Source organism: Streptomyces sp. NPDC017890 (genome assembly GCF_044328675.1).
Classification (GTDB): Bacteria; Actinomycetota; Actinomycetes; order Streptomycetales; family Streptomycetaceae; genus Streptomyces.
In genome coordinates this window covers 270,893-294,488 of record NZ_JBIRHU010000007.1, presented here as the reverse complement: position 1 = coordinate 294,488, position 23,596 = coordinate 270,893, and the positions used below count along the sequence as shown (strand labels likewise).

Annotated in this window: 17 protein-coding genes and 1 pseudogene; 13 read left to right on the top strand and 5 right to left on the bottom strand. The window is 72.8% G+C overall.

Going from position 1 to position 23,596, the window contains the following annotated elements; translation table 11 throughout:
• From ACH4F2_RS12085 to ACH4F2_RS12060, 6 genes are all read left to right on the top strand, one after another.
• Positions 1-546, top strand: a 546-nt coding sequence (locus ACH4F2_RS12085) for a substrate-binding domain-containing protein (protein ID WP_398132596.1), incomplete at its 5' end; no start/stop codon positions are given.
• Between the two features lie 151 nt (positions 547-697).
• Positions 698-2,113: an extracellular solute-binding protein gene (locus ACH4F2_RS12080; protein ID WP_398132595.1), complete on the top strand. Its 1,416-nt coding sequence runs from the start codon at positions 698-700 to the stop codon at positions 2,111-2,113.
• Positions 2,114-2,180: 67 nt separating this feature from the next.
• Positions 2,181-3,140: a carbohydrate ABC transporter permease gene (locus tag ACH4F2_RS12075; protein WP_386521123.1), complete on the top strand. Its 960-nt coding sequence runs from the start codon at positions 2,181-2,183 to the stop codon at positions 3,138-3,140.
• A 17-nt stretch (positions 3,141-3,157) separates the two neighbouring features.
• Positions 3,158-4,033 (top strand): carbohydrate ABC transporter permease, encoded by an 876-nt coding sequence (locus ACH4F2_RS12070; protein ID WP_398132594.1) that lies wholly within the window; start codon positions 3,158-3,160, stop codon positions 4,031-4,033.
• 121 nt (positions 4,034-4,154) lie between these two features.
• On the top strand, positions 4,155-5,759 hold the full coding sequence (locus ACH4F2_RS12065; protein ID WP_398132593.1) for a glycoside hydrolase family 13 protein: 1,605 nt from the start codon (positions 4,155-4,157) through the stop codon (positions 5,757-5,759).
• Positions 5,760-5,873: 114 nt separating this feature from the next.
• On the top strand, positions 5,874-7,661 hold the full coding sequence (locus ACH4F2_RS12060; protein ID WP_398132592.1) for a SpoIIE family protein phosphatase: 1,788 nt from the start codon (positions 5,874-5,876) through the stop codon (positions 7,659-7,661).
• Between the two features lie 38 nt (positions 7,662-7,699).
• Here the strand turns inward: ACH4F2_RS12060 and ACH4F2_RS12055 are convergent, their stop codons facing one another.
• Entirely contained in the window at positions 7,700-9,577 is a 1,878-nt protein-coding gene (locus ACH4F2_RS12055) for an ABC transporter ATP-binding protein (RefSeq protein WP_398132606.1), read from the bottom strand.
• Positions 9,578-9,808: 231 nt separating this feature from the next.
• Between ACH4F2_RS12055 and ACH4F2_RS12050 the strand changes: the two genes are divergently transcribed.
• The 6 genes and pseudogenes from ACH4F2_RS12050 (at position 9,809) to ACH4F2_RS12025 (ending at position 15,935) form a co-directional block, all read left to right on the top strand.
• A complete protein-coding gene (locus tag ACH4F2_RS12050) occupies positions 9,809-10,708 on the top strand; it encodes a YbhN family protein (protein ID WP_398132605.1) in 900 nt (299 codons plus the stop codon).
• A gap of 242 nt (positions 10,709-10,950) precedes the next feature.
• A complete protein-coding gene (locus ACH4F2_RS12045) occupies positions 10,951-12,012 on the top strand; it encodes a mechanosensitive ion channel family protein (protein WP_398132604.1) in 1,062 nt (353 codons plus the stop codon).
• A 153-nt stretch (positions 12,013-12,165) separates the two neighbouring features.
• Positions 12,166-14,385: an NADP-dependent isocitrate dehydrogenase gene (locus ACH4F2_RS12040; protein ID WP_398132591.1), complete on the top strand. Its 2,220-nt coding sequence runs from the start codon at positions 12,166-12,168 to the stop codon at positions 14,383-14,385.
• A 97-nt stretch (positions 14,386-14,482) separates the two neighbouring features.
• Positions 14,483-15,280 (top strand): N-formylglutamate amidohydrolase, encoded by a 798-nt coding sequence (locus ACH4F2_RS12035; protein WP_398132590.1) that lies wholly within the window; start codon positions 14,483-14,485, stop codon positions 15,278-15,280.
• A gap of 136 nt (positions 15,281-15,416) precedes the next feature.
• Positions 15,417-15,775, top strand: a pseudogene (locus ACH4F2_RS12030) (cytochrome P450); the annotation flags it as partial.
• A gap of 25 nt (positions 15,776-15,800) precedes the next feature.
• Positions 15,801-15,935 carry a hypothetical protein gene (locus ACH4F2_RS12025; protein ID WP_398132589.1) on the top strand — a complete coding sequence of 45 codons (135 nt, stop codon included), beginning with the start codon at positions 15,801-15,803 and terminating at the stop codon, positions 15,933-15,935.
• A gap of 9 nt (positions 15,936-15,944) precedes the next feature.
• On the opposite strand, the gene ACH4F2_RS12020 is transcribed toward ACH4F2_RS12025, so the two are convergent.
• Genes ACH4F2_RS12020 through ACH4F2_RS12010 form a run of 3 tightly spaced genes read right to left on the bottom strand, consistent with a single transcriptional unit; the run spans position 15,945 to position 18,516 of the window.
• Positions 15,945-16,439 carry a hypothetical protein gene (locus tag ACH4F2_RS12020; protein ID WP_398132588.1) on the bottom strand — a complete coding sequence of 165 codons (495 nt, stop codon included), beginning with the start codon at positions 16,437-16,439 and terminating at the stop codon, positions 15,945-15,947.
• Positions 16,436-17,074 carry an RNA polymerase sigma factor gene (locus tag ACH4F2_RS12015; RefSeq protein WP_398132587.1) on the bottom strand — a complete coding sequence of 213 codons (639 nt, stop codon included), beginning with the start codon at positions 17,072-17,074 and terminating at the stop codon, positions 16,436-16,438. Before ACH4F2_RS12015 ends, ACH4F2_RS12020 begins: the two co-directional genes overlap by 4 nt.
• Positions 17,075-17,082: 8 nt before the next feature.
• Complete coding sequence (locus ACH4F2_RS12010; RefSeq protein ID WP_398132586.1) at positions 17,083-18,516, bottom strand: S8/S53 family peptidase; 1,434 nt, start codon at positions 18,514-18,516, stop codon at positions 17,083-17,085.
• A gap of 194 nt (positions 18,517-18,710) precedes the next feature.
• On the opposite strand from ACH4F2_RS12010, the gene ACH4F2_RS12005 reads away from it, so the two are divergent.
• Positions 18,711-21,698, top strand: a complete 2,988-nt coding sequence (locus ACH4F2_RS12005; protein ID WP_398132603.1) for a CHAT domain-containing protein — start codon at positions 18,711-18,713, stop codon at positions 21,696-21,698.
• Between the two features lie 19 nt (positions 21,699-21,717).
• Here ACH4F2_RS12005 and ACH4F2_RS12000 read toward each other — a convergent pair whose 3' ends face one another.
• The gene (locus tag ACH4F2_RS12000; RefSeq protein WP_398132585.1) at positions 21,718-23,538 is read right to left on the bottom strand and encodes a LuxR C-terminal-related transcriptional regulator; all 1,821 of its coding nucleotides are present in this window, start codon (positions 23,536-23,538) and stop codon (positions 21,718-21,720) included.
• Positions 23,539-23,596 lie beyond the last annotated feature (58 nt).

The window sequence follows — 23,596 nt, the reverse complement described above, 5'->3', positions numbered from 1 at the left end:
GATCTCGACTTCCCCTGCATCGCCTGCGACGACGCGGTGGCCGTCGAGCAGTCCTGGCGGCACCTGGTCTCCCTCGGCCACGAACGCATCGGTCTCGTACTGGGTCCGGGCGACCACATCCCCTCCCTGCGCAGGCTCCAGGCCGCCGTGCAGGCCGCGGGCGGTTCGATGGCCGAGGAGTTCGTGGAGCGGGCGATGTTCTCCCTGGAGGGCGGCCAGGCAGCCGCCTCCCGCCTGCTGGAACGCGGAGTCACCGGCATCATCTGCGCCAGCGACCCCCTCGCCCTCGGCGCCGTACGCGCCGCCCGCCGCCGCGGCCTGGCCGTACCCCGCGACGTCTCCGTCGTCGGCTACGACGACTCCGCCTTCATGACCTGCACCGAACCCCCGCTCACCACCGTCCGCCAGCCCATCGAGGCCATGGGACGCGCCGCCGTCGACCTCCTCTGCACCCAGATCCAGGGCACCGAAGTCCCCCACCGGGAGCTGCTCTTCGAACCCGAACTCGTCGTCCGCGGCTCCACCGCACAGGCAGCCGCCCGGTAACCGCACCTCAACATCTTCGACCGACTGTCGAGCAATTACGAAATCAGCGCGAGATATTGCGTTCACTTGTTCACGGTGGTTGAGTGAGCGGCGCCCCACAACGCATCGGCGGTGGGGCGCCTTCCACGTTCATGCCCGAAGGGGACCACCCATGAGAAGTGCTCGGTTCCGCCGTACTCGCCGTGCCGGCGCCATCACGCTCGTCTCCGCTCTCACCCTGACCGCTCTGGCCGCCTGCGGCACGAGCAGCAGCGACGACGGCGGCGGTTCCGAAGGCGGCGGCGGGTCCTCCGACCCGGCCGCTCCACTGGACCCGAAGACCAAGGTGACCATCACCATCGACTGCATGCCCCCGGCGGCGAAGGCGGCCGAGCTGAAGGAGTGGAAGGAGGACGTCAAGGAGTTCAACAAGACGTACCCCAACGTCACCATCGAGGGCCGCTCCACCCCGGGCCAGTGCCTGGAGCCGCCGCGCTTCACGGCGATGCTGAAGGCCAAGTCGCAGCCCGACGTCTTCTACACGTACTTCACCGACCTGCCCCAGGTGCTGGACAACGACGGCGCCGAGGACATCACCGCGTACGTCAACGACAAGACCGTGCCGCTCCTGAAGGACATCGACCCGAACGTCCTCGGTTCGCTGAAGCACGAGAACAAGCTCTACGGCCTGCCCACGAGCAACTACACGATGGGCCTGCTGATCAACCGGGGGCTCTTCGAGAAGGCCGGACTCGACCCGGACGCCCCGCCGCGCACCTGGGAAGAGGTCCGCACCGCCGCCAAGAAGATCGCCGGCCTGGGCGACGGCATCGCAGGCTTCGGCGAGTACAGCGCGGGCAACACCGGCGGCTGGCACTTCACCGCCCAGATGTACAGCCTCGGCGGCGAGGTCGTCGACGCGAGCGGCAGGAAGGCGGCGTTCAACGACGAGCTGGGCAAGCAGGTCGCCCAGAACCTCCACGCCATGCGCTGGGAGGACGAGAGCATGGGCAAGACCCAGTTGCTCAAGTGGGGCGACCTGCAGAAGCAGATCGCCACCGACAAGCTCGGCATGTTCCTCGCCGCGCCCGACGACGTCACGTACATGGTCCAGCAACTCGGTGCCGACTACGAGAACTTCGGCATGGGGCCGATCCCGGGCGAGAAGAACACCCTGGCCGGCGGCAACAACTACATGATCAAGAAGGGGATCTCCTCCGACAAGATCAAGGCGGGTGTCGCCTGGCTGAACTTCCAGAACCTCACCGTCGGCGAGGGACAGTTCAACTGGGCCCGCAAGAAGGCCGACAAACTGCCCGTCGGCCTCCCGCAGCCCAACTTCTGGCTGAACGAGTCGAAGAAGAAGGACGACGCGGCCCGCATCGAGCACGCCACCATGCCGGTCGAGAACTTCAAGACGTATCTGGACAACCCGGTCCCGGGCATGGCCGAGCCGCCGAAGGCGCAGGAGGTCTACAAGGTCCTGGACAACGTGATGTCCGGCATCCTCACCAACGAGGACGCCGACATCGACAAGCTGCTCTCCACCGCGGAGCAGCAGGTCAACCAGGTTCTGGCCACGCAGTGACCGGCTCCCTCGGGGGGCGGGCCGCACCGCCCCCCGGGGCCCATGAGATCAGCACCGAGGAGCGACGATGTCGGCCCCCAGCCTGACCCCGAGCAAGGCGGCGAGATCCCGCCACTCCCAGCCGCCGGTGGACGGCCCGCCCCCGCCCGGCGGGTCCTTCGGCAGGAGCCTGAAGCGCAATCTCACCGCGCACGGCTTCCTGATCGGGGCGGTACTCTGCTTCGCGTTCTTCTCCTGGTACCCCATGGTCCGGGAGTTCTTCCTCGCCTTCCAGAAGACGGACCAGGGCGAGGTCTCCTGGGTCGGCCTGGACAACCTGCGCACGGTCTTCAACGACCCGGCCTTCTGGCAGGCGTGGCGCAACACACTGCTGTTCACCGTGCTGGCCCTGGTCTTCGGCTTCGCCGTGCCGTTCGTCGTCGCCCTCGTCATCAACGAACTCAGGCACGGCAAGGGATATCTGCGGCTGCTGGTCTATCTGCCGGTGATGCTGCCCCCGGTCGCCGCCGTACTGCTCTTCAAGTACCTGTACGACCCCGGCTACGGCCTGCTCAACGAGCTGTTCGGCTTCTTCGGGCTGCCCGAGCAGCAGTGGCTGCAGGATCCCGACCTGTCCATGCTCTCCGTGGTCATCGCGTCGACCTGGATGAACATGGGCGGCGCGGCACTCATCTACCTCGCCGCGCTCCAGGGCATACCCGGTGAGCTGTACGAGGCGGCGGAGCTCGACGGAGCCGGGCTGCTGCGCAAGATCTGGCACGTGACGATCCCGCAGACACGGCTCATCCTCTCGCTGATGCTGCTCATGCAGATCATCGCCACCATGCAGGTCTTCGTCGAACCCTTCCTGCTCACCGGCGGCGCCGGCCCCGAGGGCTCCACCACCACCGTCGTCTACCTCATCTACCAGTACGCCTTCAACTTCAACAACTACGGTGCCGCGGCGGCCCTCGGCCTGCTGCTCCTCGTGCTCCTGGCCGGATTCTCGGCGGCGTACGTGAAGCTCAGCCGCGCCGAGGACGAGTAGGCCGGGGGAAACCACAGATGTCCACACGCACACTCATCTCGCCGGCCCAGCTCGCCAGGCCCCGCGGCAAGGTCCTCTACTGGGTCACGTTCGGCGGCGTCGTCACGCTGTTCACGGTGGTCTTCCTCGGCCCGATGTACTGGATGGTCTCCAGCGGGTTCAAGGACACCCAGGAAGTCGTCCGGACGCCGCCGACGCTGGTTCCCGAGTCGTTCGAGCCCGACAACTACTCGCAGGCCTGGAACGTCATGGACCTGGCCGGCCTGCTGGGGAACACGCTGTACTACGCGTTCGGCGCCCTCGCCTTCCAGCTGGTGCTGGACGTGGCGGCGGCGTACTCGCTCTCCAAGCTCCGCCCGGTCTTCGGCAAGGCCATTCTCGGCATGATGCTGGCGACGCTGATGATCCCGGCGACCGTGCTGGTCGTGCCGCAGTACCTGACGGTGCTCGACGTGCCGATCTTCGAACGCAACCTGCTCAACACGCCGTGGGCGATCTGGCTGCCCTCGGTGACCAACGCCTTCAACATCTTCCTGCTGAAGCGGTTCTTCGACTCGATCCCGAGGGAGCTGCTGGACGCCGCTTCCATGGACGGCGCCTCCCCCGTGCGCACCCTGTGGTCGATCGTCCTGCCCATCTCGCGGCCGATACTCGGCGTGGTGTCCATCTTCGCGATCGTGGGCGTGTGGAAGGACTTCCTCTGGCCCATGCTGACGCTGCCCGACCCGGCCAGGCAGACCCTGAACGTCGGCATCTACTCGCTGTCCAACGGTGTGCCCGTCAACGTGCTGATCGCCGCGCTCACCATGGCCTCGCTGCCGACCCTGATCATCTTTCTGATCTTCCAGCGCAACATCATGAGCGGACTCACCGCCGGCGGACTCAAGGGCTGAGGCGCCCCCGCACCGCCCCTCCCCCGGCCCGTCCCCGTCAGCCTTCGCCGCCGGCCCGTCCGACCGCCCCGCCCTGTCCGGGCCGACGGCGAAGACCCACCCTGCCCGAAAGGACCGTCACGTGGCAGCCCCCAACTCGCACCAGACCGAAGACTGGTGGCGCGACGCCGTCATCTACCAGGTGTACCCCCGCAGTTTCGCCGACGGCGACGGCGACGGCACCGGTGACCTCGCGGGCGTCCGGGCGAGACTGCCGTACCTCGCCGAACTGGGGGTGGACGCCGTCTGGTTCACCCCCTGGTACGCCTCACCACTCGTCGACGGCGGCTACGACGTCGCCGACTACCGGACCATCGACCCGGCCTTCGGCACCCTCGGCGAGGCCGAGAAACTGATCGCCGAGGCGCGGGAGCTGGGTATCCGCACCATCGTCGACATCGTCCCCAACCACGTCTCCGACCAGCACGTTTGGTTCCGGGCGGCGCTGGCAGCCGGCCCGGGCAGCGCGGAGCGGGAGCGCTTCCACTTCCGCCCCGGGCGCGGGGAGAGGGGTGAACTCCCGCCCAACAACTGGCCCTCCCAGTTCTCCGGCCGCACCTGGACCCGCGTCCCGGACGGCGAGTGGTACCTCCACCTCTTCACCCCGGAGCAGCCCGACCTCAACTGGGCCCACCCACAAGTGCGCCAGGAGCACGAGGACGTACTGCGGTTCTGGTTCGACCGCGGTGTCGCTGGCGTGCGCATCGACTCCGCCGCCCTGCTCGCGAAGGACCCCGCGCTCGCCGACTTCGAAGAGGGCGTCGACCCGCACCCCTACATCGACCAGGACGAACTGCACGACATCTACCGCTCCTGGCGGGCCATCGCCGACGAGTACGGGGCCGTCTTCGTGGGTGAGGTGTGGCTGCCCGACGCCGAACGCTTCGCCCGCTACCTGCGGCCCGACGAACTGCACACCGCCTTCAACTTCAACTTCCTCTCCTGTCCCTGGGACGCGGACCGGCTGCGCCGCACCATCGACGACACCCTGGCCGAACACGCTCCGGTCGGCGCCCCCGCCACCTGGGTGCTCTGCAACCACGACGTGACCCGCACCGTCACCCGGTACGGCCGTGCTGACACCGGCTTCGACTTCGCGAAGAAGGCCTTCGGCACCCCGAGCGACCCGGTCCTCGGGACCCGGCGCGCCCGGGCCGCCGCCCTGCTGACGCTGGCCCTGCCCGGGTCGGTCTACCTGTACCAGGGGGAGGAACTCGGACTGCCCGAGGCGGACGTGCCGCTCGACCGGATCCAGGACCCGATGCACTTCCGTTCCGGGGGCACCGACCCGGGACGGGACGGCTGCCGGGTACCGCTGCCATGGTCGGCCGACGCCCCGTACTGCGGCTTCGGCGCCGAGACGGAACCATGGCTGCCGCAGCCCGAGGGCTGGTCGGCCTACGCGGCCGACCGCCAGGACACCGACCCTGCCTCGATGCTCGCTCTCTACCGGGAGGCGCTGCGCCTGCGGCGCTCCGCCGACGGTTTCGGCGACGGCCCGCTCGGCTGGCTGCCCGCGCCGGACGGCGTCCTCGCGTTCCGGCGCGCCGGCGGTCTGATCTGTGTCGTCAACCTGTCAGCCGCACCGGCCGGCCTGCCCGCGCACCACACGCTCCTGCTCCGCAGCGGGCCACTCGACGCGGACGGCCGGCTGCCGCAGGACACGGCGGCGTGGTTGCGCGCCTGAGGTGATCCCGGCGGCCCGCCTCGGTCGGTGGCCCCGCCGACCGAGGCACCGCCGTCGCAGGTCGCCCCGAGGCAGGGCAGAATCGGGGCAGAAGGCCGTGGGAGGAGGCGACGCGTGCGGGAACGACCGTGGCTGCGCGGGGTCCCCCGATCTCCCCAGCCCCTCGTCGGCGGCCGCCGGGCTCTGAAGGCCGCCCTGCGGCCGGTGACCGAGGCGGTGCGCGCCCGGCGCCGGCTGGCGTGGCTGAACGAGGCCGGTATGCGCATCGGGACCACGCTTGATCTGCGGCACACGGCCGAGGAACTGGCCGGATTCACCGTGCCCGAACTGGCCGACGGGTGCGCGGTGGACCTGCTGGAGTCGGTGCTCCGCTTCCAGGAGGGCGACCCCGTCGAAGGGAAGGCGGGCATCCCCGAGCTCCGGGCCATGGCCGTCTCGGAGATCCCGGGGCTGAACCTCGCGCCGGACCCGGTGGGCGAGGTGTCGGTGTACACCGCCGACCGGCTGGTACGCACGTGCCTGACCACCCGCAAGCCGGTCCTGGTCACCCGCATGGAGCCGTCCGACTTCCACTCCGTCGCCCCCACTCCCGAGGCCGCCGATCTGATGCGGCGCGCGGGCGTGCACTCCTACCTCGCGGTGCCGCTGATCGCCCGGGGGGTGCTGCTGGGCCTGGCCGACTTCGTCCGGGCCGGCAGCCGGACACCGTTCACCCGTGCCGACGTGGCGCTGGTGATGGCGCTGGCGTCCAAGGCAGCCGTGTACATCGACAACGCCCGGCTCTACGGGCGGGAGCGCGAGCACGTGGTCACGCTGCAGCGGGCCCTGCTCCCGCGGTCCAGCCCGAGCACGCCCGGTCTCGACGTGTCCTCGTGCTACGACCCGGCCGGCGACCCGGCCGCCGTGGGCGGCGACTGGTTCGACGTCGTCGCGCTGCCCAGCGGCCGTACCGCGCTCATGGTGGGCGACGTGATGGGGCGCGGCCTGGCCGCCGCCGCGACCATGGGCCGGCTGCGCACGGTGGCCCGGACCCTGATGGCCCTCGACATCGCCCCCGAGCGGCTGCTGGCCCGGCTGGACCTGGCCGCCCGCGACCTGGAGGAGGACCAGGTCGCCACCTGCCTGTGCGCGGTCTACGACCCGTGCGGGAGCACCTTCCGCATCGCCAGCGCCGGCCACCCGCCGCCGCTGCTGACCGGGCCCGACGGCACCGCCTCGTTCCTGGACGTGCCCACCGGGGCGCCGCTGGGTGCCGGGGTGATCCCGTACGACCCGGTCGACTGCCCGGTGCCCGAGCGGGGCCGACTGACGTTGTACACGGACGGCATGATCAGGTCGCGCACCGCCGGCCTCGCCACTCAGATGGAACGGCTGCGCGAGGCGGTCGGCGACGGTGTGCCCGGGGAAGGCTCGGTGCGCCGGGCGGTCGGCGAGCGGGTCGGCGGTGACCGGTCCGACGACGCGATCGTCCTGGTCGCCGCCGCCCGCCCGCTCGCTCCGGAGGGCGACGTGTACGTACGGACTCTGCCGCCGGACGGCAAGGCCGCCGGGCAGGCCCGTACCGCGGTGCGCGAGCAGCTCCTGAGGTGGGGCCTGGGCGACTTCGTCGACTCGACGGAGCTGGTGGTCAGCGAGCTGGTCGGCAATGCTCTGAGATACGGGAACGCCCCCGGTGAGCTGCGGCTGCTGCGGTACGAGCGGCGGTTGTCGGTGGAGGTCTCCGACTCCGGGCCGGATCTGCCGCAGATCCAGCGCGCGGACGTGAGCGACGAGAGCGGGCGCGGTCTCCAGCTGATCAACGTGATGTGCCGGAGCTGGGGCTCGTGCCGCACTCCCGAGGGGAAGGTCGTCTGGGCCGAGCAGGACCTGCCCGTGCGGGCCGGTCCGGCCGGCCCGCAGTAGCGCCCGCGCCGTTCCGGCCCGCCCCGCGACGTCGACCGCTACGCCGCCTGCTCCGCGTGCGTCTGCCGTCCGAACTGGGTTCGGTGCAGTTGGGCGTAGCGGCCGCCGGCCGTCAGGAGTTCGTCGTGGGTGCCCCGTTCCACGATGCGGCCCGCCTCGACGACCAGGATCTGGTCGGCCGCCCGGATCGTGGACAGCCGGTGCGCGATCACTACCGCCGTCCTGTCCTCCAGTGCCTCGGCAAGGGCCTCCTGCACGGCCGCCTCGGAGGTGTTGTCGAGGTGGGCGGTGGCCTCGTCGAGGATGACGACGCGCTGGCGGGCCAGCAGCAGCCGGGCGATGGTCATGCGCTGGCGCTCCCCGCCGGAGAGCCGGTAGCCGCGCTCGCCGACCACGGTGTCGAGGCCGTCGGGCAGGGAGCGTACGAGGTCGGTCAGGCGGGCGCGGCGCAGCGCGTCCCACAGCTCGGTGTCGGTGGCCCCGGGCCGGGCCAGCAGCAGGTTTGCGCGGACCGTGTCGTGGAAGAGGTGGCCGTCCTGGGTGACCATGCCGACGGTGTCGCGCAGTGACCGGGCGCCCAGGTCGCGGACGTCGACGCCGCCGACGCGGACGGTGCCCCCGTCGGCGTCGTACAGGCGCGGCAGCAGCTGGGCGATGGTCGACTTGCCGGCGCCGGAGGAGCCGACGAGCGCGATGGTCTGCCCCGGTTCGGCGCGGAAGGAGAGGCCGTGCAGCACCTCGTCGCCGCCCCTGGTGTCCAGGGAGGCGACCTCTTCGAGGGAGGCCAGGGACACCTTGTCGGCGGACGGGTAGCCGAAGCGGACGTCGTCGAACTCGACGGCGACCGGGCCGTCGGGGACGGGGCGGGCGTCGGGCTTCTCGTCGATGAGCGGGGTCAGGTCCAGCACCTCGAAGACCCGCTCGAAGCTGACCAGGGCGCTCATGACCTCCACGCGGGCCCCGGCGAGCGCGGTGAGCGGCGCGTACAGGCGGGTCAGGAGCAGCGCGAGCGCCACGACGGCGCCCGGGTCCAGGGTGCCGCGCAGGGCGAACCAGCCGCCGAGGCCGTAGACCAGGGCCAGGGCGAGGGCGGAGACCAGGGTGAGGGCGGTGATGAACGCCGCCTGGGCGGTGGCCGTGCGCACGCCGATGTCGGCGACGCGGCGGGCGCGGTCGGCGAACTCGGCCGACTCGTCCTCGGGGCGGCCGAACAGCTTGATCAGCGTGGCGCCGGGGGCCGAGAACCGCTCGGTCATGCGGGTGCCCATGGCGGCGTTCAGGGTGGCGGCCTCGCGCTGCATGACGGCCATGCGGCGGCCCATGCGCCGGGCGGGGAGCACGAACACGGGGAGCAGCACCAGCGCGAGCAGGGTGATCTGCCAGGACAGGGTGAGCATGACGGCGAGGGTGAGCAGCAGCGTGACCAGGTTGCTGACCACACCGGACAGGGTGTTGCTGAAGGCCCGCTGGGCGCCGATGACGTCGTTGTTGAGACGGGAGACCAGCGCTCCCGTACGAGTACGTGTGAAGAACGCGACCGGCATGCGCTGCACATGATCGAAGACAGCCGTGCGCAGATCGAGGATGAGTCCCTCCCCGAGGCTCGCCGAGAGCCTGCGGGAGAGGATGCCGAGCACCGCCTCCGCGACCGCGATGAGCGCGATCAGCAGGGCGAGGCGTACGACCGTGCCCTCGTCGTCGCCCGACACGATCGCGTTCACGACGTTGCCGGCCAGGACGGGTGTGGCGACGGCGAGCAGCGCCGTCACCACCCCGAGCAGGACGAACCGGGTGATGCGGCGGCGGTGCGGGCGGGCGAACGCGCCGATGCGGCGCAGCGTCGCGCGGGCGAGGGGGCGGCGCTCCTGCTCGGCGTTCATGACGCTGTGCAGCTGGGTCCAGGCTGTGGTCTCCATGCTCATGCGAGTGACGGTAGAACCTCAATCAACCTTGAGGTCAAGGACCGGCCGCCTGTCATCCGTAAGCCTTCGTCCGCGCGTCGGCCATCCGTAGTTGGCGCCGTACGGGGAATCTCTTGTGATGTGACAGCGGTACAACTCCCCGAGCAGACCGTCTCCGGCCGCGTCGCCGGCCGCGCCCCCGTCCGCCGGAGCGGCCGCGCCCGCCTGGTCCGGCGGGTCTTCTGCGTGCTTCCGCTGCTGCTGGTCACCGTGGTCGCGGTGCGGCACCGGTCCGTGCTCGCCGAGGGTTTCGGCCATCTCGCCACGGCCCGGTGGCCCTGGCTGCTCGCCGCGGCCTGCGTGACCTGTCTGACCTGGGTCGCCGCGGCCTGCACCCGGCAGGGCGCCGTGGTGGAGCGGCTGCCCCGGCGGCGGCTGCTCGCCACGCAGTTCGCGGCGGGCGCGGCCAACCACCTGTTGCCGACGGGGCTGGGCGCGAGCGCGGTCAACCTGCGGTTCATGGCGGTGTGCGGGCTGCCGCTCGCCCGTTCCTCGGCCGCCCTCGCCCTGTACCTGCTGGCGGAGAGCGTCGGCCGCCTGGCCCTGCTGGGCGCCCTGCTGATCGCGTTCCCCGACGCGCTCCGGCTCGGCACGCTGCTGCCCGAGGGAGCCGCGGGGCCCCTGCTGGTCGCCGCGGGCGCGCTGCCGGTGGTGGCGGCGGGTGTGCTCGCACTGGTGCCGCGGCTGCGCGGGGCGCTGGTCTCCTTCCTGCGGACGGCGCTCGGCGAGGCCCGCTCGGTGCACACCCGCCCGGCGCGGGCGCTGGCGCTGTGGGGCGGCGCGCTGGCCTTCCCCGCGCTCCAGGCGGCCGCGCTGGTCCTGGTGGGGCGGGCGCTGGGGTTGCCGGTGCCGGTCGCGCACATGGCGGTGGCGTATCTGGCGGCGACGGTCGCGGTGGCGCTGGTGCCCACGCCGGGCGGCATCGGTTCGGTGGAGGCGGCGCTGGTCGTGGCGCTGGTGGCGGCGGGCGGCCCGGCGGCCGTGGCCACGGCGGTGGTGCTGGCGTTCCGGCTGATGACCGTGTGGCTGCCGCTGCTGCCGGGGGCACTGACGCTGGCGGCGCTGGTCCGGATGAAGGTGATCTGAGGCCGAAACGCCTCACCCCGCTCCGCCACGCTCCTGCGCGCGGTACCGACCACTGCTCGGGATACGGCAGGATGAACGGTCGCGCCGGTCGAACTGCCTTGCGGACCGGCGCGATCGCGCATCCCGGATTCCAGCAGGCATCGAGCAGGTGACGACGTGACGAGACTTCACATCCGGCCGTCGGCGAGGGATCTCGCCGCAGCCGTGCCCCCCGGAGGTGACCGGTGACGGACGACCCGACCATGGACCACCTGGTGCCCGCCGGCATCGCGCTGGCGGCGGGCCTCCTGGGGGCGTTCCTGCTGCGCGTACTGCTGCGCTGGCTGGCCGGCCACGCCGGGCGCACCCGCTGGAGCGGCGACGACGTCATCGTGGCCGCGCTGCGCACCGTGGCGCCGTGGGCGGCGGTCGCGGGCGGTGTGGCGGGAGCGGCGGCGGCCCTGCCGCTGACGCGGACGGTGCAGCACAGCGTCAATCAGGTACTGACGATGCTGCTGATCTTCGTGGTGACGGTGTCGGCGGCCCGGGTGGTCGCCGGCCTGGTGCGCACGGTGACGCTGTCCCGCTCCGGGGTCGCCGGGTCAGCCACGATCTTCGTCAACATCACCCGCATCCTGGTGCTGTCCATCGGCTTCCTGGTGATGCTCCAGTCGGTGGGCATCTCCATAGCGCCGCTGCTCACCGCCCTGGGCGTCGGCGGTCTGGCGGTGGCGCTGGCCCTGCAGGACACGCTGGCCAACCTCTTCGCGGGCGTCCACATCCTGGCCTCGAAGACCGTACAGCCGGGTGACTACATCCAGCTGAGCAGCGGCGAGGACGGTTACGTCGAGGACATCAACTGGCGGCAGACCACCGTCCGCGACCTGTCCAACAACCTGGTCGTGATCCCGAACGGCCAGCTCGCGAAGTCGAACATGACCAACTACATGCGGCCCGAGCAGCAGCTCACCGTCATGGTCCAGGTCGGCGTCTCGTACGACAGTGACCTGGAGCACGTGGAGCGGGTGACGACCGAGGTGGTCGCCGAGGTGATGACCGAGACCACCGGCGCGGTGCCGGAGCACGAGCCGGCGGTGCGTTTCCACACGTTCGGCGACTCGCGGATCGGCTTCACGGTGATTCTGGGTGTCGGCGAGTTCAGCGACCAGTACCGGATCAAGCACGAGTTCATCAAGCGCCTGCACAAGCGGTACCGCGAGGAGGGCATCCGCATTCCGGCGCCCGCCCGGACGGTCGCGCTCCAGCAGGGCGCCGTGGTGTTCCCGCAGCAGCGGGCGGGCGAGGACGTCGCCCCGTTCGCCTGATCATCCACTGATTCGTTCGATTGTTCGCTCACCTGTCCCGCAGGGGGCGTGCGGCCGGTTGTCCGGAATCTCCGCACGGCCCCTGTCGAGCCCGGGGCGATCACGAGATATCTTGATGTCGAGCAATGTTGCAGACGTGGAGCGGAGCACCCGGTGACTGACTCGACCATCATCTATACACACACTGACGAGGCCCCGGCCCTGGCGACGTATTCGTTCCTGCCGGTGATCCGGGCGTACGCCTCGCAGGCGGGTGTCGCGGTCGAGACCCGCGACATCTCGCTGGCCGGCCGCATCATCGCCCTGTTCCCGGAGTACCTGACCGAGGACCAGCGCATCCCGGACGCCCTCGCGGAACTCGGCGAGCTGGCCAAGACCCCCGCGGCCAACATCATCAAGCTGCCGAACATCTCGGCGTCCATCCCGCAGCTCAAGGCCGCGATCGCCGAGCTGCAGGGCCAGGGCTACGCGCTGCCGGCCTACCCGGACGACCCGAAGACCGACGAGGAGCGCGACATCCGCGCCCGGTACGACAAGGTCAAGGGCTCCGCTGTCAACCCGGTCCTGCGCGAGGGCAACTCCGACCGCCGCGCCCCGGCCTCGGTGAAGAACTACGCCAAGAACCACCCGCACCGCATGGGCGCCTGGACCGCCGAGTCCAGGACCAACGTCGCGACCATGGGTGAGAACGACTTCCGCTCCACCGAGAAGTCCACGGTGATCGCCGAGGACGGCACGCTGCGGATCGAGCTGGTCGGCGACGACGGCACCACCACGGTGCTGCGCGAGTCCGTCCCCGTGAAGAAGGACGAGGTCGTCGACGCCTCCGTGCTGCGCGTCGCCGCGCTGCGCGAGTTCCTCACGGCCCAGGTCGCCCGCGCCAAGTCCGAGGGCATCCTGTACTCCGTGCACCTGAAGGCCACGATGATGAAGGTCTCCGACCCGATCATCTTCGGCCACGTGGTCCGCGCCTTCTTCCCGAAGACCTTCGCCCAGTACGGCGAGGCGCTCGCCAAGGCCGGCCTCACCCCGAACGACGGCCTGGGCGGCATCTACAAGGGCCTGGAGTCCCTGCCCGAGGGCGCCGACATCAAGGCCTCCTTCGACGCGGAGCTCGCCGAGGGCCCGGAGCTGGCCATGGTCGACTCCGACAAGGGCATCAGCAACCTGCACGTGCCCTCCGACGTCATCATCGACGCCTCCATGCCGGCCATGATCCGCACCTCCGGTCACATGTGGGGTCCGGACGGCCAGGAGCAGGACGCGCTCGCGGTCATCCCGGACTCCTCCTACGCCGGCGTGTACCAGGCCGTCATCGAGGACTGCCGCGCCAACGGCGCCTACGACCCCTCCACCATGGGCTCGGTCCCGAACGTCGGCCTCATGGCGCAGAAGGCCGAGGAGTACGGCAGCCACGACAAGACCTTCGAGATCCCGAACACGGGTACGGTCCGCCTGGTCGACCAGAACGGCACCGCCGTCCTGGAGCAGACGGTCTCCGCCGGTGACATCTTCCGCGCCTGCCAGACCAAGGACGCCCCGATCCGCGACTGGGTGAAGCTGGCCGTCACCCGCGCCCGCGCCACCGGCGACCCGGCCGTCTTCTGGCTGGACGAGGGCCGCGCCCACGACGCCAACCTGATCGCCAAGGTCGAGGCGTACCTGCCGGAGCACGACACCGAGGGCCTGGACATCCGGATCCTCAACCCGGTGGAGGCGACCAAGCTGTCGGTGGAGCGCATCCGCCGCGGCGAGAACACCATCTCCGTCACCGGCAACGTGCTGCGCGACTACCTGACCGACCTGTTCCCGATCCTGGAGCTGGGCACCAGCGCCAAGATGCTGTCGGTCGTCCCGCTGATGGCGGGCGGCGGCCTCTTCGAGACCGGCGCCGGCGGCTCGGCGCCCAAGCACGTGCAGCAGCTGGTCAAGGAGAACTACCTGCGCTGGGACTCCCTCGGCGAGTTCTTCGCCCTGGTGCCGTCCCTGGAGCAGTACGCCGAGGTCACCGGCAACACCCGCGCCAAGGTCCTCGCCGACGCCCTCGACCGCGCCACGGCGACCTTCCTCAACGAGGACAAGTCCCCGACCCGGCGCGTCGGCGGCATCGACAACCGCGGCAGCCACTTCTTCCTGTCCCTCTACTGGGCGCAGGAGCTGGCCGGGCAGACCGACGACGCGGACCTGGCGAAGGCCTTCGCCCCGCTCGCCGAGAAGCTGACCGCCGACGAGCAGAAGATCATCGGCGAGCTGAACGCCGTCCAGGGCGAGCCGGCCGAGATCGGCGGCTACTACCAGCCCGACCCGGCCAAGGCCGCCGAGGTCATGCGCCCGTCGGCCACCTGGAACGAGGCGCTGGCGTCCCTCGCCTGATCCTCACCCGGCCCGAAGGCACCCGGCACCCCGTCTCCGTCCCCGCGGAGGCGGGGTGCCCGTCTGTCTCCTGCCCACACTCTCGCGGAGCACCCTCATGACCGACGCCCCGGCGTCCTTCCAGATCGTCCCCGGCGCCCCCGCGTCGCCCGTGGTCCTCCACGTGCCGCACTCCTCACGGGAGATACCCGCCGACGTCCGCCCCGGCATCGTCCTGGACGACGCCGCGCTGGAACGGGAGCTGGACCACATCACCGACGCGCACACGGCCCGGATCGCCGAGGCCGCGGCGGCACTGGCCGGCCTCACGCCCTGGCGGTTCGTCAACCGGGCGTCGCGGCTGGTTGTCGACCCGGAGCGGTTCCCGGACGAGCGGGAGGAGATGACGGCCGTCGGGATGGGCGCCGTGTACACGCGGACGTCGCACCGAGAGGTCCTGCGGTCCGAGCCCGCCGACCCGGAGCCGCTGATCGAACGGTACTTCCGGCCGTACGCTCGGGCGATGACCGAGGCGGTCGCCGAACGGCTCGCCGCCACGGGGCGCGCCGTGATCATCGACGTGCACTCCTACCCGACCGAGCCGCTCCCCTACGAGCTGCACGGCGAGGGCCCGCGCCCGCCGGTCTGCCTGGGCACCGACGCGTTCCACACGCCGCCCGAGCTGCTCGCCGCCGCCCGGGAGGCGTTCGCCCCGTGCGGGGAGACGGGGCTGGACAGCCCGTTCAGCGGGACGTACGTGCCGCTCAACTTCTACGGGAAGCGTGCTGAGGTCGGCGCGCTGATGGTCGAGATCCGCCGGGACACCTACATGAGCGAGCCGGGCGGACCTGCCGGGCCCGGGCTGTCCCGCCTCGCGGCATCGCTGGCGGCGCTCGTCGACGCCGTATCGGGCTGACCACCGGACCGCCCACCGGCCGGCGCACTCCCGCGCCACAGCCGCCCGGGTGCGCCGCGTGGGTGGGTCATGACGCAGGCCCACCGCGCCGACCGGCCAGTGCCCGCCCCCGGTACGGGACCGGCCCGCCCTCGACCTGGACGGCCCGAGTTCGAGCCGGTGCTCGCCGGTCTCATGCGCCAGGGACCGCTCACCCGGGTCCGGCTGCCGCACGGTGAGGGCTGGGCGTGGCCGGTCACCCGGTACGGCGACGTGAAGGCGATCACCAGCGATCCGCGGTTCGGGCGGACCGAGGTGACGTAGCGGCAGGTCACACGGCTCGCCCCGCGCTTCGGGCCGCGCCCCGGCTCCCTCGCGTTCGCCGACCGGCCCGACCACGACCGGCTGCGGCGTGCGGTCGCGGGGGCGTTCACCGTGGGCGCGACGAAGGGACTGCGGCCCGGGGCGGCCGGAGGCCTGGTGGACGGGGTCGTGCGGGACGGGCCGCCGGCGGACCCGCACGGGCGCCGTCCTCGCCCGGATGCGGACCGAACTGCTCGTGGACACCCTGCTCGAGCGGCTGCCGGGGCTGCGGCTCGCGGTCCCCGCCGAGGAGATGGCCTGGCGCCGCAAGACCATGATCCGCTGGCCGCGCACCCTGCCCCGCGCCTGGTAGGCAGCGGGCTCAGGCACGCATCCACTCCGTCACGACCACCTCCCGGCCGGTCCGCAGCCGCAGCGCGAACGGGCCCGTGGGCGGGGCGCCGCCGGTGAACCGGCCCAGTTCGTCCGCCGTCAGCCGCGCGTGGGCCAGCGGGCCGCTCAGCACCTCGATCCGGGCCGGCCCCGGCGGCAGCACCTGCCCGATCAGGCCGTCCGCGGTCACCTCGACGTCGACGGTCACCTCGTCCGCGCGGAAGGTCAGCATCCGCGGCGGGTCCGTCTCTCCTCTGACCGGGATGGCGTCGACCAGCGAGTCGAAGGTCAGCTCGGCGACGCGCGCGTCCAGGTCGTGCAGGGCGAAGGCGTCGACGGCGATCCGCCGCAGCTCGGCCGGGACCGGGTCCAGGATCGCGGCGGCCTGCCGCAGCTCCTCCTCCAGCAGACCGGCGCCCAGTTCGTCGTCCGTCAGCCCCCCGTCAGGCCGTTCGTCCCCGAAGTCGTCGTGCATGTCGCTCATATCGTCCCCCGTGCCTCTAGCCGGGCCCGCAGCCTGCGCAGACAGCGCTGGCGCATCGGCCCGATGCTGCCCACCGCGATATCCAGCGCGGCGGACACCTCCTGGTAACTGGGCGGCGGCGAGGAGATCAGCACCCGCAGCAACTGGCGGCACCGCTCGCCCAGTTCCTCGAACTCCTGCCACAGCCGCCGCACGCGCTCGGTCTGCGCCGCGGCCTCCTCGGAGTCGAGCACCGACTCCTCCGGCGTACGGTCCTCGCTCGGCCGGTCGAGCAGCTGCGCGTCGTCGGTCGGCGTCCACCGCTTCGACGCCCTGATCACCTTCAGGCACTCGTGCCGTGCCGTGCTCGCCAGCCAGGAGCCGGTCTTCTCCGGTTCACGGATCCGCCCCAGGTGCTGGGCGAACCGGAACCAGGCGGTCTGGTACACCTCGTGCGCGTCGGCGTCGGACAGCCCGTGGGCCCGCACGACGGACCACACCAGCGGGCCCAGCCCGTCCACCAGTGCCTTCCAGGCCGCCGCGTCCCCGTCGGCCGCCAACTGGACGAGCACCCCGACATCTGCACGGTCCACGGTCCCACCCCTCGTGTACGACACGCCATCGTACGCCGTGGAGTGGGTGGTTCCGCCCGCCATCGGGCCGCTCACGCCCCGTCGGCCGGCGGGTCGGTGGACACGGGGCGCCAGGTGGGCGGCAGCAGCGCCGGTACGTGCGCCCCGCGCACCTCCGCGTACTCGGTGTTGGCCGCCAGCAGCTGCTTGCGGGCCGCGCGCGGGTCCCTCTCCTTGTGCGCCGTCATGTGGGAGGCGACCAGGCCCGCGACCACGGGGGTGGCGAAGGAGGTGCCGCTCCACTGCGCGTGCCCCTCGAACATCACCTGGTCCGGCTTGGCGGGGGTCTCCCCCGGCTCGCTGAGCACCCCGTTGTGCCGGGGGTACTGGCAGGTGCAGGCGTAGCCGAATCCGTACCGGCAGGCGTCGTAGGTGGAGTGCTGGTAGACGTACGGCACGGGTGCCCGGAAGCCGGTGAGGGCGCTCGTGAGGCGCTCGCCGGGGGCGTAGACCTTGACCCAGCCGCCGTGGTTGCTGAAACAGGCGCCGAACTCGCCGTCGGCCCGCAGCGCGCCGACCGACAGCACGGAGTCCTCCCAGCCGGGGAGGTCGGCGTAGGCGGCGGGCCAGAAGGGCGTGGCGCTGGCGTTGTTGCCGGCGGCGGCGACCAGCAGGGTGCGCTGTCCGCGCAGTTCCTCCATGAAGGCCTGGACGCCGAGCAGGCCGTCGGTGCGTCCGTTGGAGGTGCCGGCGGAGAGGCTGAGGACCTCGGGCCAGCCGTCCCGGTCGACGGCCTCGAAGAGCTTCTCGCCCAGCTCGGACTCCAGGATGGCGCCGGCGTCGTTGAGGGTGCCGAGGACGGTCACCTCGGTGTTGGGGGCGACGGCGGCGACGAGTCCGGCGATGAAGGTGCCGTGGCCGACGTACTGCTGGAGGATGCCGTCGTCGTCGCACTCCTGGATCTGGGCGTCGCCGTCGGTGTGGGCCAGCAGGGGGGAGGACCGGTAGTCGTGCATGAGGCCGGTGTCGATGACGAGGACGCCGACGGCGGTGCCGGCGTCGTACGGCGTCTCGGCGGCGGCCGGGTTCGGCGGCTCGCTGATCGGTACGGGGACGGGTTCGTCGCCGGGGCAGGCGTTGACGGCGATGGAGACGACGTGGTTGCGGCTGATCAGGCGGCGGCCGGCGCGTCCCTCCATCGTCCTGAGGGAACGCATGGCATGGGCGACGGTGGGGTCGCCGCCGCGGTCGCCCTCGCCGGGGTCGGCGACCCGGATGCGGGTGATGCCGGTGCGGTTGGTCTCGGGGCCCGCCCGGCGTACGTGGTCCGGGGTCAGGCCGGCCATGGTGGTGAAGTGGTCGCGCACGGTGTCCTCGACGAGGCGGGCCTCCTCGCCGTCGCGGGCGAGGACGACGCCCTTCTCGTAGAAGAACTCGGCGGAGTCGTCCGGTCCCATCGCCAGCGGGATGTCCGGCATCGAGCGCTGGATCTGGTCGAACTGCTCGCGGAATCTCTGTGGTGCCATGGCATTTCCTCCACTGGGACGGCGGTGGTGGCGGCGGTCGCGGCGACAGTCTCGTCAACGGTCTCGGCGACGGTCGTCAATCAGAGTCCGGGGGTGGCTGATTGATACAGACTCGAACCTGTGTGGCGTGGTTCCGGAGCACTACCATCCGTGGGGTGACAGCGGGAAACGACTCGGTTCTCCAACTGCTGCCGATGGTGTTCGCCGCCCCCAACGAAGCTCTGGCGCGGGCGGAGGAGCTGCTCGGGGCCGACCCCTCACCGCTGCACGCCTCGATCGCCCATCAGGTGATCGGCATCTGGCAGCGGGACTTCGGCGACACCCGGCGGGCCCTGGCCCATCTGCGGAGCGCCCGCGATCTCGCGGCCCGCGCGGACTCGGCCGACCGGGAGGCGGACGTACTGGCCACCCTCGGGGTGGCTCTGGTGCACTCCGGCCGCACCCGGGAGGGCCTCGCGGCGTTCGAGCAGGGGGTGGCGCGCGGCACCGGGCACACTCGGGCGCGGGTGCTGTACCGGCGGGCGTACGTCTGGTGGGTGCTGGGCCGGCACAGCGAGGCGCTGGAGGACGTGCGCCGGGCGATCCAGGTGCTGCGGCAGGTGGACGACGTGATCTGGACGGCGCGGGCGCTGACCCTGCGGGCCACCGTCCATCTGGCGCTGGGCGCGGTGGAGCGGGCGGACGCCGACTTCGCCGCGGCGGAGGCGTTGTGGGACACCACCGGCCAGGAGCACGACAAGGCCGACGCGGTGGAGAGCCGGGGGCTCGCGGCGTTCCGCTCCGGTGACGTGCCGGCGGCGCTGCGGCTGCTGGACGAGGCCGAGGAGCGGTACGCCAAGCTGGGCACGCCGACGTTCATGCTCACCATCCGGCGCTGCGAGGTGCTGATGGCGGCGGGGCTGGCCCCGGAGGCGCTGACCGAGGCGGACGGGGCGATCGCCGCGCTGGACGGGATCGGCGGGCAGTCCACCCGCAAGGCGGAGCTGCTGCTGGTCGCGGCGCGGGCAGCGCGGCTGGCGGGCGATCCGCAGACCGCGCTGGCGCGCGCGGCCGTCGCCGTACGGCTGTTCGCCGGGCAGCGGCGCACCTGGTACGAGACACACGCCCGGCTGGTGCTGATCGAGGCGCGGGTCGCCACGGGGCGCGGATCGGGCCGCCTGGTCGCCGACGCCGCGGCGGTGGCGGAGCGGCTGGCCGCCTTCGGGGCGCCTGCCGCTCCGGAGGCGTCGCTGCTCGCGGGCCGGATCGCACTGGGTCTCGGCTGGACGGCGGACGCGGAACGGCATCTGGCGGTCGCCGCGCGCAGCCGGCACAGCGGGCCTCCGCTCGCGCGGATGACGGGGTGGGCGGCGCAGGCACTGCGGGCGCGGGCAGCGGGGTCGGCACGGGGCGTGCTGGAGGCGTGCCGGCGGGGCCTGGACGTCCTCGACGACCACCGGATGACGCTGGGCGCCTCCGAGCTGCGGGCGCGGGCCACCGCACAGGGCGCGGAGCTGGCGGCGCTGGCGCAGCGGGCGAGCCTGGTCTCGGGCGGGCCGCGACGGCTGCTGGTGTGGAGCGAACGCTGGCGGGCGACGGTGCTGTCCGCGCCGCCCACCCGGCCGCCGGCCGACCCCGCGCTGCTGAGCGGCATGACGGCGTTCCGTGAGATCGCCGCCCGCGCGGAGGAGGCCCGGACGGACGGCGGCCGGCCCGTCCCCGCCCTGGAGCGCGAACAGCGGCGCCTGGAGCGCGAGATCCGCTCCCGCACCCTGCACATGCGGGGCGAGGCGCCCGGCGACGGTGACCGCTTCGACGTCGGACGGCTGCTGGAGCGGTTGGGTGACGAGGTGCGGCTGGTGGAGCTGGCCGTGCTCGACGGGCGCGTGCACGTACTGCTGTGCGGGCGGGGCCGGGTGCGGCGGTTCGAGGCGGGGCTGCTGGCCGAGGCCGAGCGGGAGGCCGAGCACGTGCAGGCCGGGTTGCGCCGGCTGGCCCACCCGGGGGCGGAGGCACGGCTGCCGTTGGTGGAGGCGGCGGGGGCGCGCCTCCAGGAGCTCCTGCTCGGGCCCGCCGCGGCGCACCTGGGCTCCGGCCCGGTCGTCGTGGTCCCGCCGGGCCGGCTGCACCGGGTGCCGTGGGCGCTGCTGCCCGCCCTGCGCGAACGGGTCCTGAGCGTCTCGCCGTCGGCGAGCAGCTGGCTCCGGGCGAAGGAGACCGTACCGCCGCCCGGCGGGCGCCAGGTCCTGGTACGCGGCCCGGGGCTGGCGAGCGGCGGCGCCGAGGTGCCGGAACTCGCCGACCGGTACGGGGCGGCGCCGCGGACGCCGGGGAGCCAGGAGGCGTGGGTGTCGTCACCCGGGGGCGGGCGCGGGAAACCGGCCGGGGCGGACGGCGGACCCGCGCGGGCACCCCGGCCGACCGGCCGGCCAGGCGCGCCGGACGTGCCGGTGGGACACGGGACACACGCGTCGCCGGTCACCGGCCGCTCCGGCGTACGGACCGGGGCGGGGGACGGCGCGACGCACGCACCGCGGACCGCCGCGGTCGTTCCGTGCGACGACCCGGACTCACCGGGCGCCCCGGACGGCGCGGCACGAGCGCCCTGGCCCGCCGGCCGGGACGCTGGTGCCGTCCACTCGGAAACCGGCGGCGCGCGGGGGACGTACGAGCAGGACGATCCCTCGTACGGGCCCGGGGCCGAGCCGCCGTCCGGTGGCCGGCGTGCGGGGCCCACCGTGCTGGAGGGGGACGCCGTGCGGGTGCCGCGGGTGTTGCGGGAATTGGACGGAGCGGCACTGGCGCACATCGCCGCGCACGGTACCTTCCGTGCGGACAGCCCCTTGTTCTCCTCGCTGCGGATGGCGGACGGGCCGCTCATCGTGCACGACTTCGAACGCCTGGACCGCAGCCCGTACCGGATCATCCTCTCCTGCTGCGACACCGCCCGGTTCGCGTCGGTCGGCGCTGACGAGCTGCTCGGGCTGGTCACCGCACTGCTGCCGCTGGGCACGGCCGGGGTGGTGGCGTGCAGCGCGCCGGTCAACGACGCCGCCGTGGTCCCGCTGATGCTCGCGCTGCACAAGGGCCTGGACGCGGGGCTGTCCCTGGCGGAGGCGCTGCGCGACGCGCGGGCCTCGCTGCCGGGCGACGCGGTGCACCAGGCGACGGGGTGGGCGTTCTCCGCGTTCGGGGCGGCCTGAGGGCACGTCCGCCGCGCCGTCAGGCGGGCTGCGGCTCGGGCAGCTCCATCAGGCAGGGCAGAGCGCCCCGGTCGCCGGCGCCGAGGCGGGTGTAGGCGCCGTAGAGGTGGTTGCCGACGGTGCGGACGGAGAGGGTGAGTCTCTCCGCGATCTGCCGGTTGCTCAGGCCGGCGGCGGCCAGGGTGACGATCTGCCGCTGGCGGGCGGTGAGCTCGCCGAACACCAGACCGGACAGGGCGGGGGTGCGGGCGCCCTGGCAGCGCCGGGCGAGGGCGACGGCCCGGGTGCGGGCGGTGCGGGCGGCGCCCGGGTCGCGGTGGGCGCGTACGGCCTGGGCGTGCGCCTCGGCCGCGAACAGCAGGAACCCCCGCCGCTCCAGTTCCTCGGCCACCCGGTCCAGTGCCGGTCCGTCGCCCCCCTCCAGGGCGTCGGCGTGCCCGGCGAAGACGCCGGTCAGCCGGCCGGCCGCGCACTCGGGGGCACCGAGGCGCACGGCGTCGTAAGGGTCCCCGAGCCGAGCGACCGCCCGGAGCGCCCCGTCGATGTCGCCGCGTGCGGCGGCGGCCCAGGCCGCGGCCGCCCCGTGGCTCTCCGCCGTCGCGTCGCCCGACTGGGCTGCGGCCAGGGCGAGTTCCTCGAGGCAGGGCATGTCGTCGGGGCTGGTGCGCAGGCCTTCGCGGGCCCAGGCCGCGGCCTCCGACAGTCGGCCGCGCAGGCGCGCGAACCGGGCACGCAGCGCCGCGTACCGGGCCGGCAGCGGCGCTCCCTCGGCCACCAGCCACTCCCCCACGGGCGTCTCCAGCGCCCGTACGTCGGCCTGCTCGACGCGCAACGTCAGCGCGTCGCTCTCCCCCGCCAGGGCGGGGCCGCACTGGTCCGGGGTGCGGGCCAGCCGCCGGGCCCGCAGCCGGCCCGCGGCGGCGCGCAGCACCGGGCCGTGCAGGGGGTGGGCGAGACGGGTGGCGCCGTGGTCGTCGACGGCGACCAGGCCCTCGGCCTCCAGGCGTTCCAGGGTCCCTACGTCGAAGGCGTCCACGTCGAGGGGAAGGGGCTCGGCGAAGGCGAGGCGTTCGAGCGTCTCGCGCTCCTCGACGCGGGGGCGGTCGAGAACGTGGGCGGTGCGCTCCCGCACGGTCGCGGTGACGGGCACCGGCCCGCGCCACGCCCACTGGTGCGTGTCCGGCACCGGTGAGAGCAGCCGCTGCTCGCCGACGGCGGTCACCAGCTCGCGCAGCAGCCGCAGGTCCCCCCGGGCCAGGCGGTGCAGCCGGTCGACGGTGAGCGGCTCCAGGGCGGTGGCCGTGCCGGCCGCGAGCAGTTCGGCGGTCTCCTCGCGGGGCAGCGGCTCCAGGACGAGGCGCGGCAGCAACTCCCCGGACCACAGCCGGGACACCGCGCCCGGCACGGGTACGCCCTCCGTGGCGGCGACCAGCAGCCGGGTGCGTCCGTGCACGGCGAGCTGGTGCACGAGGGCGGCGGAGGCGTCGTCGAGCAGGTGCGCGTCGTCGATCAGCAGCAGCCGCACACCGGACAGCAGGTGTACCGCGCGGTGCAGGGTGACGCTCTCGGGGAGCAGGTGGGCGAAGGCCGCGAAGGGGATCGTCCGGGTCTCGGGTGTCCCGGCCGCCCTGGCGCAGTCGGTGCCGCGGACGGCCTCCGTCACGAGCCTGGTCTTGCCACAGCCCGCCGGGCCCGTCACCACGATGCCGTTCCGTCCGGCTGTCACCGACCGGCGCACCGCCTCCAGTTCGTCCGCACGCCCGGTGAACGGCCAGGGAGTCCGAAGTGTCTTCGCGTCCCGCAGAGAAGTCGTCACGGCAACATGAGTCGGCATACTCATCCCTGATACAGGGCGACTTGAGTAGCCCCCGACTCAGGCGCCGGGACCGGGCCGGACG

Bases quoted from the DNA above. Each gene is read 5' to 3' on its own strand.
- ACH4F2_RS12080 (WP_398132595.1), top strand. From the start codon at position 698: ATGAGAAGTGCTCGGTTCCGCCGTACTCGCCGTGCCGGCGCCATCACG.
- ACH4F2_RS12075 (WP_386521123.1), top strand. From the start codon at position 2,181: ATGTCGGCCCCCAGCCTGACCCCGAGCAAGGCGGCGAGATCCCGCCAC.
- ACH4F2_RS12070 (WP_398132594.1), top strand. From the start codon at position 3,158: ATGTCCACACGCACACTCATCTCGCCGGCCCAGCTCGCCAGGCCCCGC.
- ACH4F2_RS12055 (WP_398132606.1), bottom strand. From the start codon at position 9,577: ATGGAGACCACAGCCTGGACCCAGCTGCACAGCGTCATGAACGCCGAG.
- ACH4F2_RS12045 (WP_398132604.1), top strand. From the start codon at position 10,951: ATGGACCACCTGGTGCCCGCCGGCATCGCGCTGGCGGCGGGCCTCCTG.
- ACH4F2_RS12035 (WP_398132590.1), top strand. From the start codon at position 14,483: ATGACCGACGCCCCGGCGTCCTTCCAGATCGTCCCCGGCGCCCCCGCG.
- ACH4F2_RS12025 (WP_398132589.1), top strand. From the start codon at position 15,801: ATGCGGACCGAACTGCTCGTGGACACCCTGCTCGAGCGGCTGCCGGGG.
- ACH4F2_RS12020 (WP_398132588.1), bottom strand. From the start codon at position 16,439: ATGAGCGACATGCACGACGACTTCGGGGACGAACGGCCTGACGGGGGG.
- ACH4F2_RS12015 (WP_398132587.1), bottom strand. From the start codon at position 17,074: ATGGCGGGCGGAACCACCCACTCCACGGCGTACGATGGCGTGTCGTAC.
- ACH4F2_RS12010 (WP_398132586.1), bottom strand. From the start codon at position 18,516: ATGGCACCACAGAGATTCCGCGAGCAGTTCGACCAGATCCAGCGCTCG.
- ACH4F2_RS12005 (WP_398132603.1), top strand. From the start codon at position 18,711: ATGGTGTTCGCCGCCCCCAACGAAGCTCTGGCGCGGGCGGAGGAGCTG.
- ACH4F2_RS12000 (WP_398132585.1), bottom strand. From the start codon at position 23,538: ATGAGTATGCCGACTCATGTTGCCGTGACGACTTCTCTGCGGGACGCG.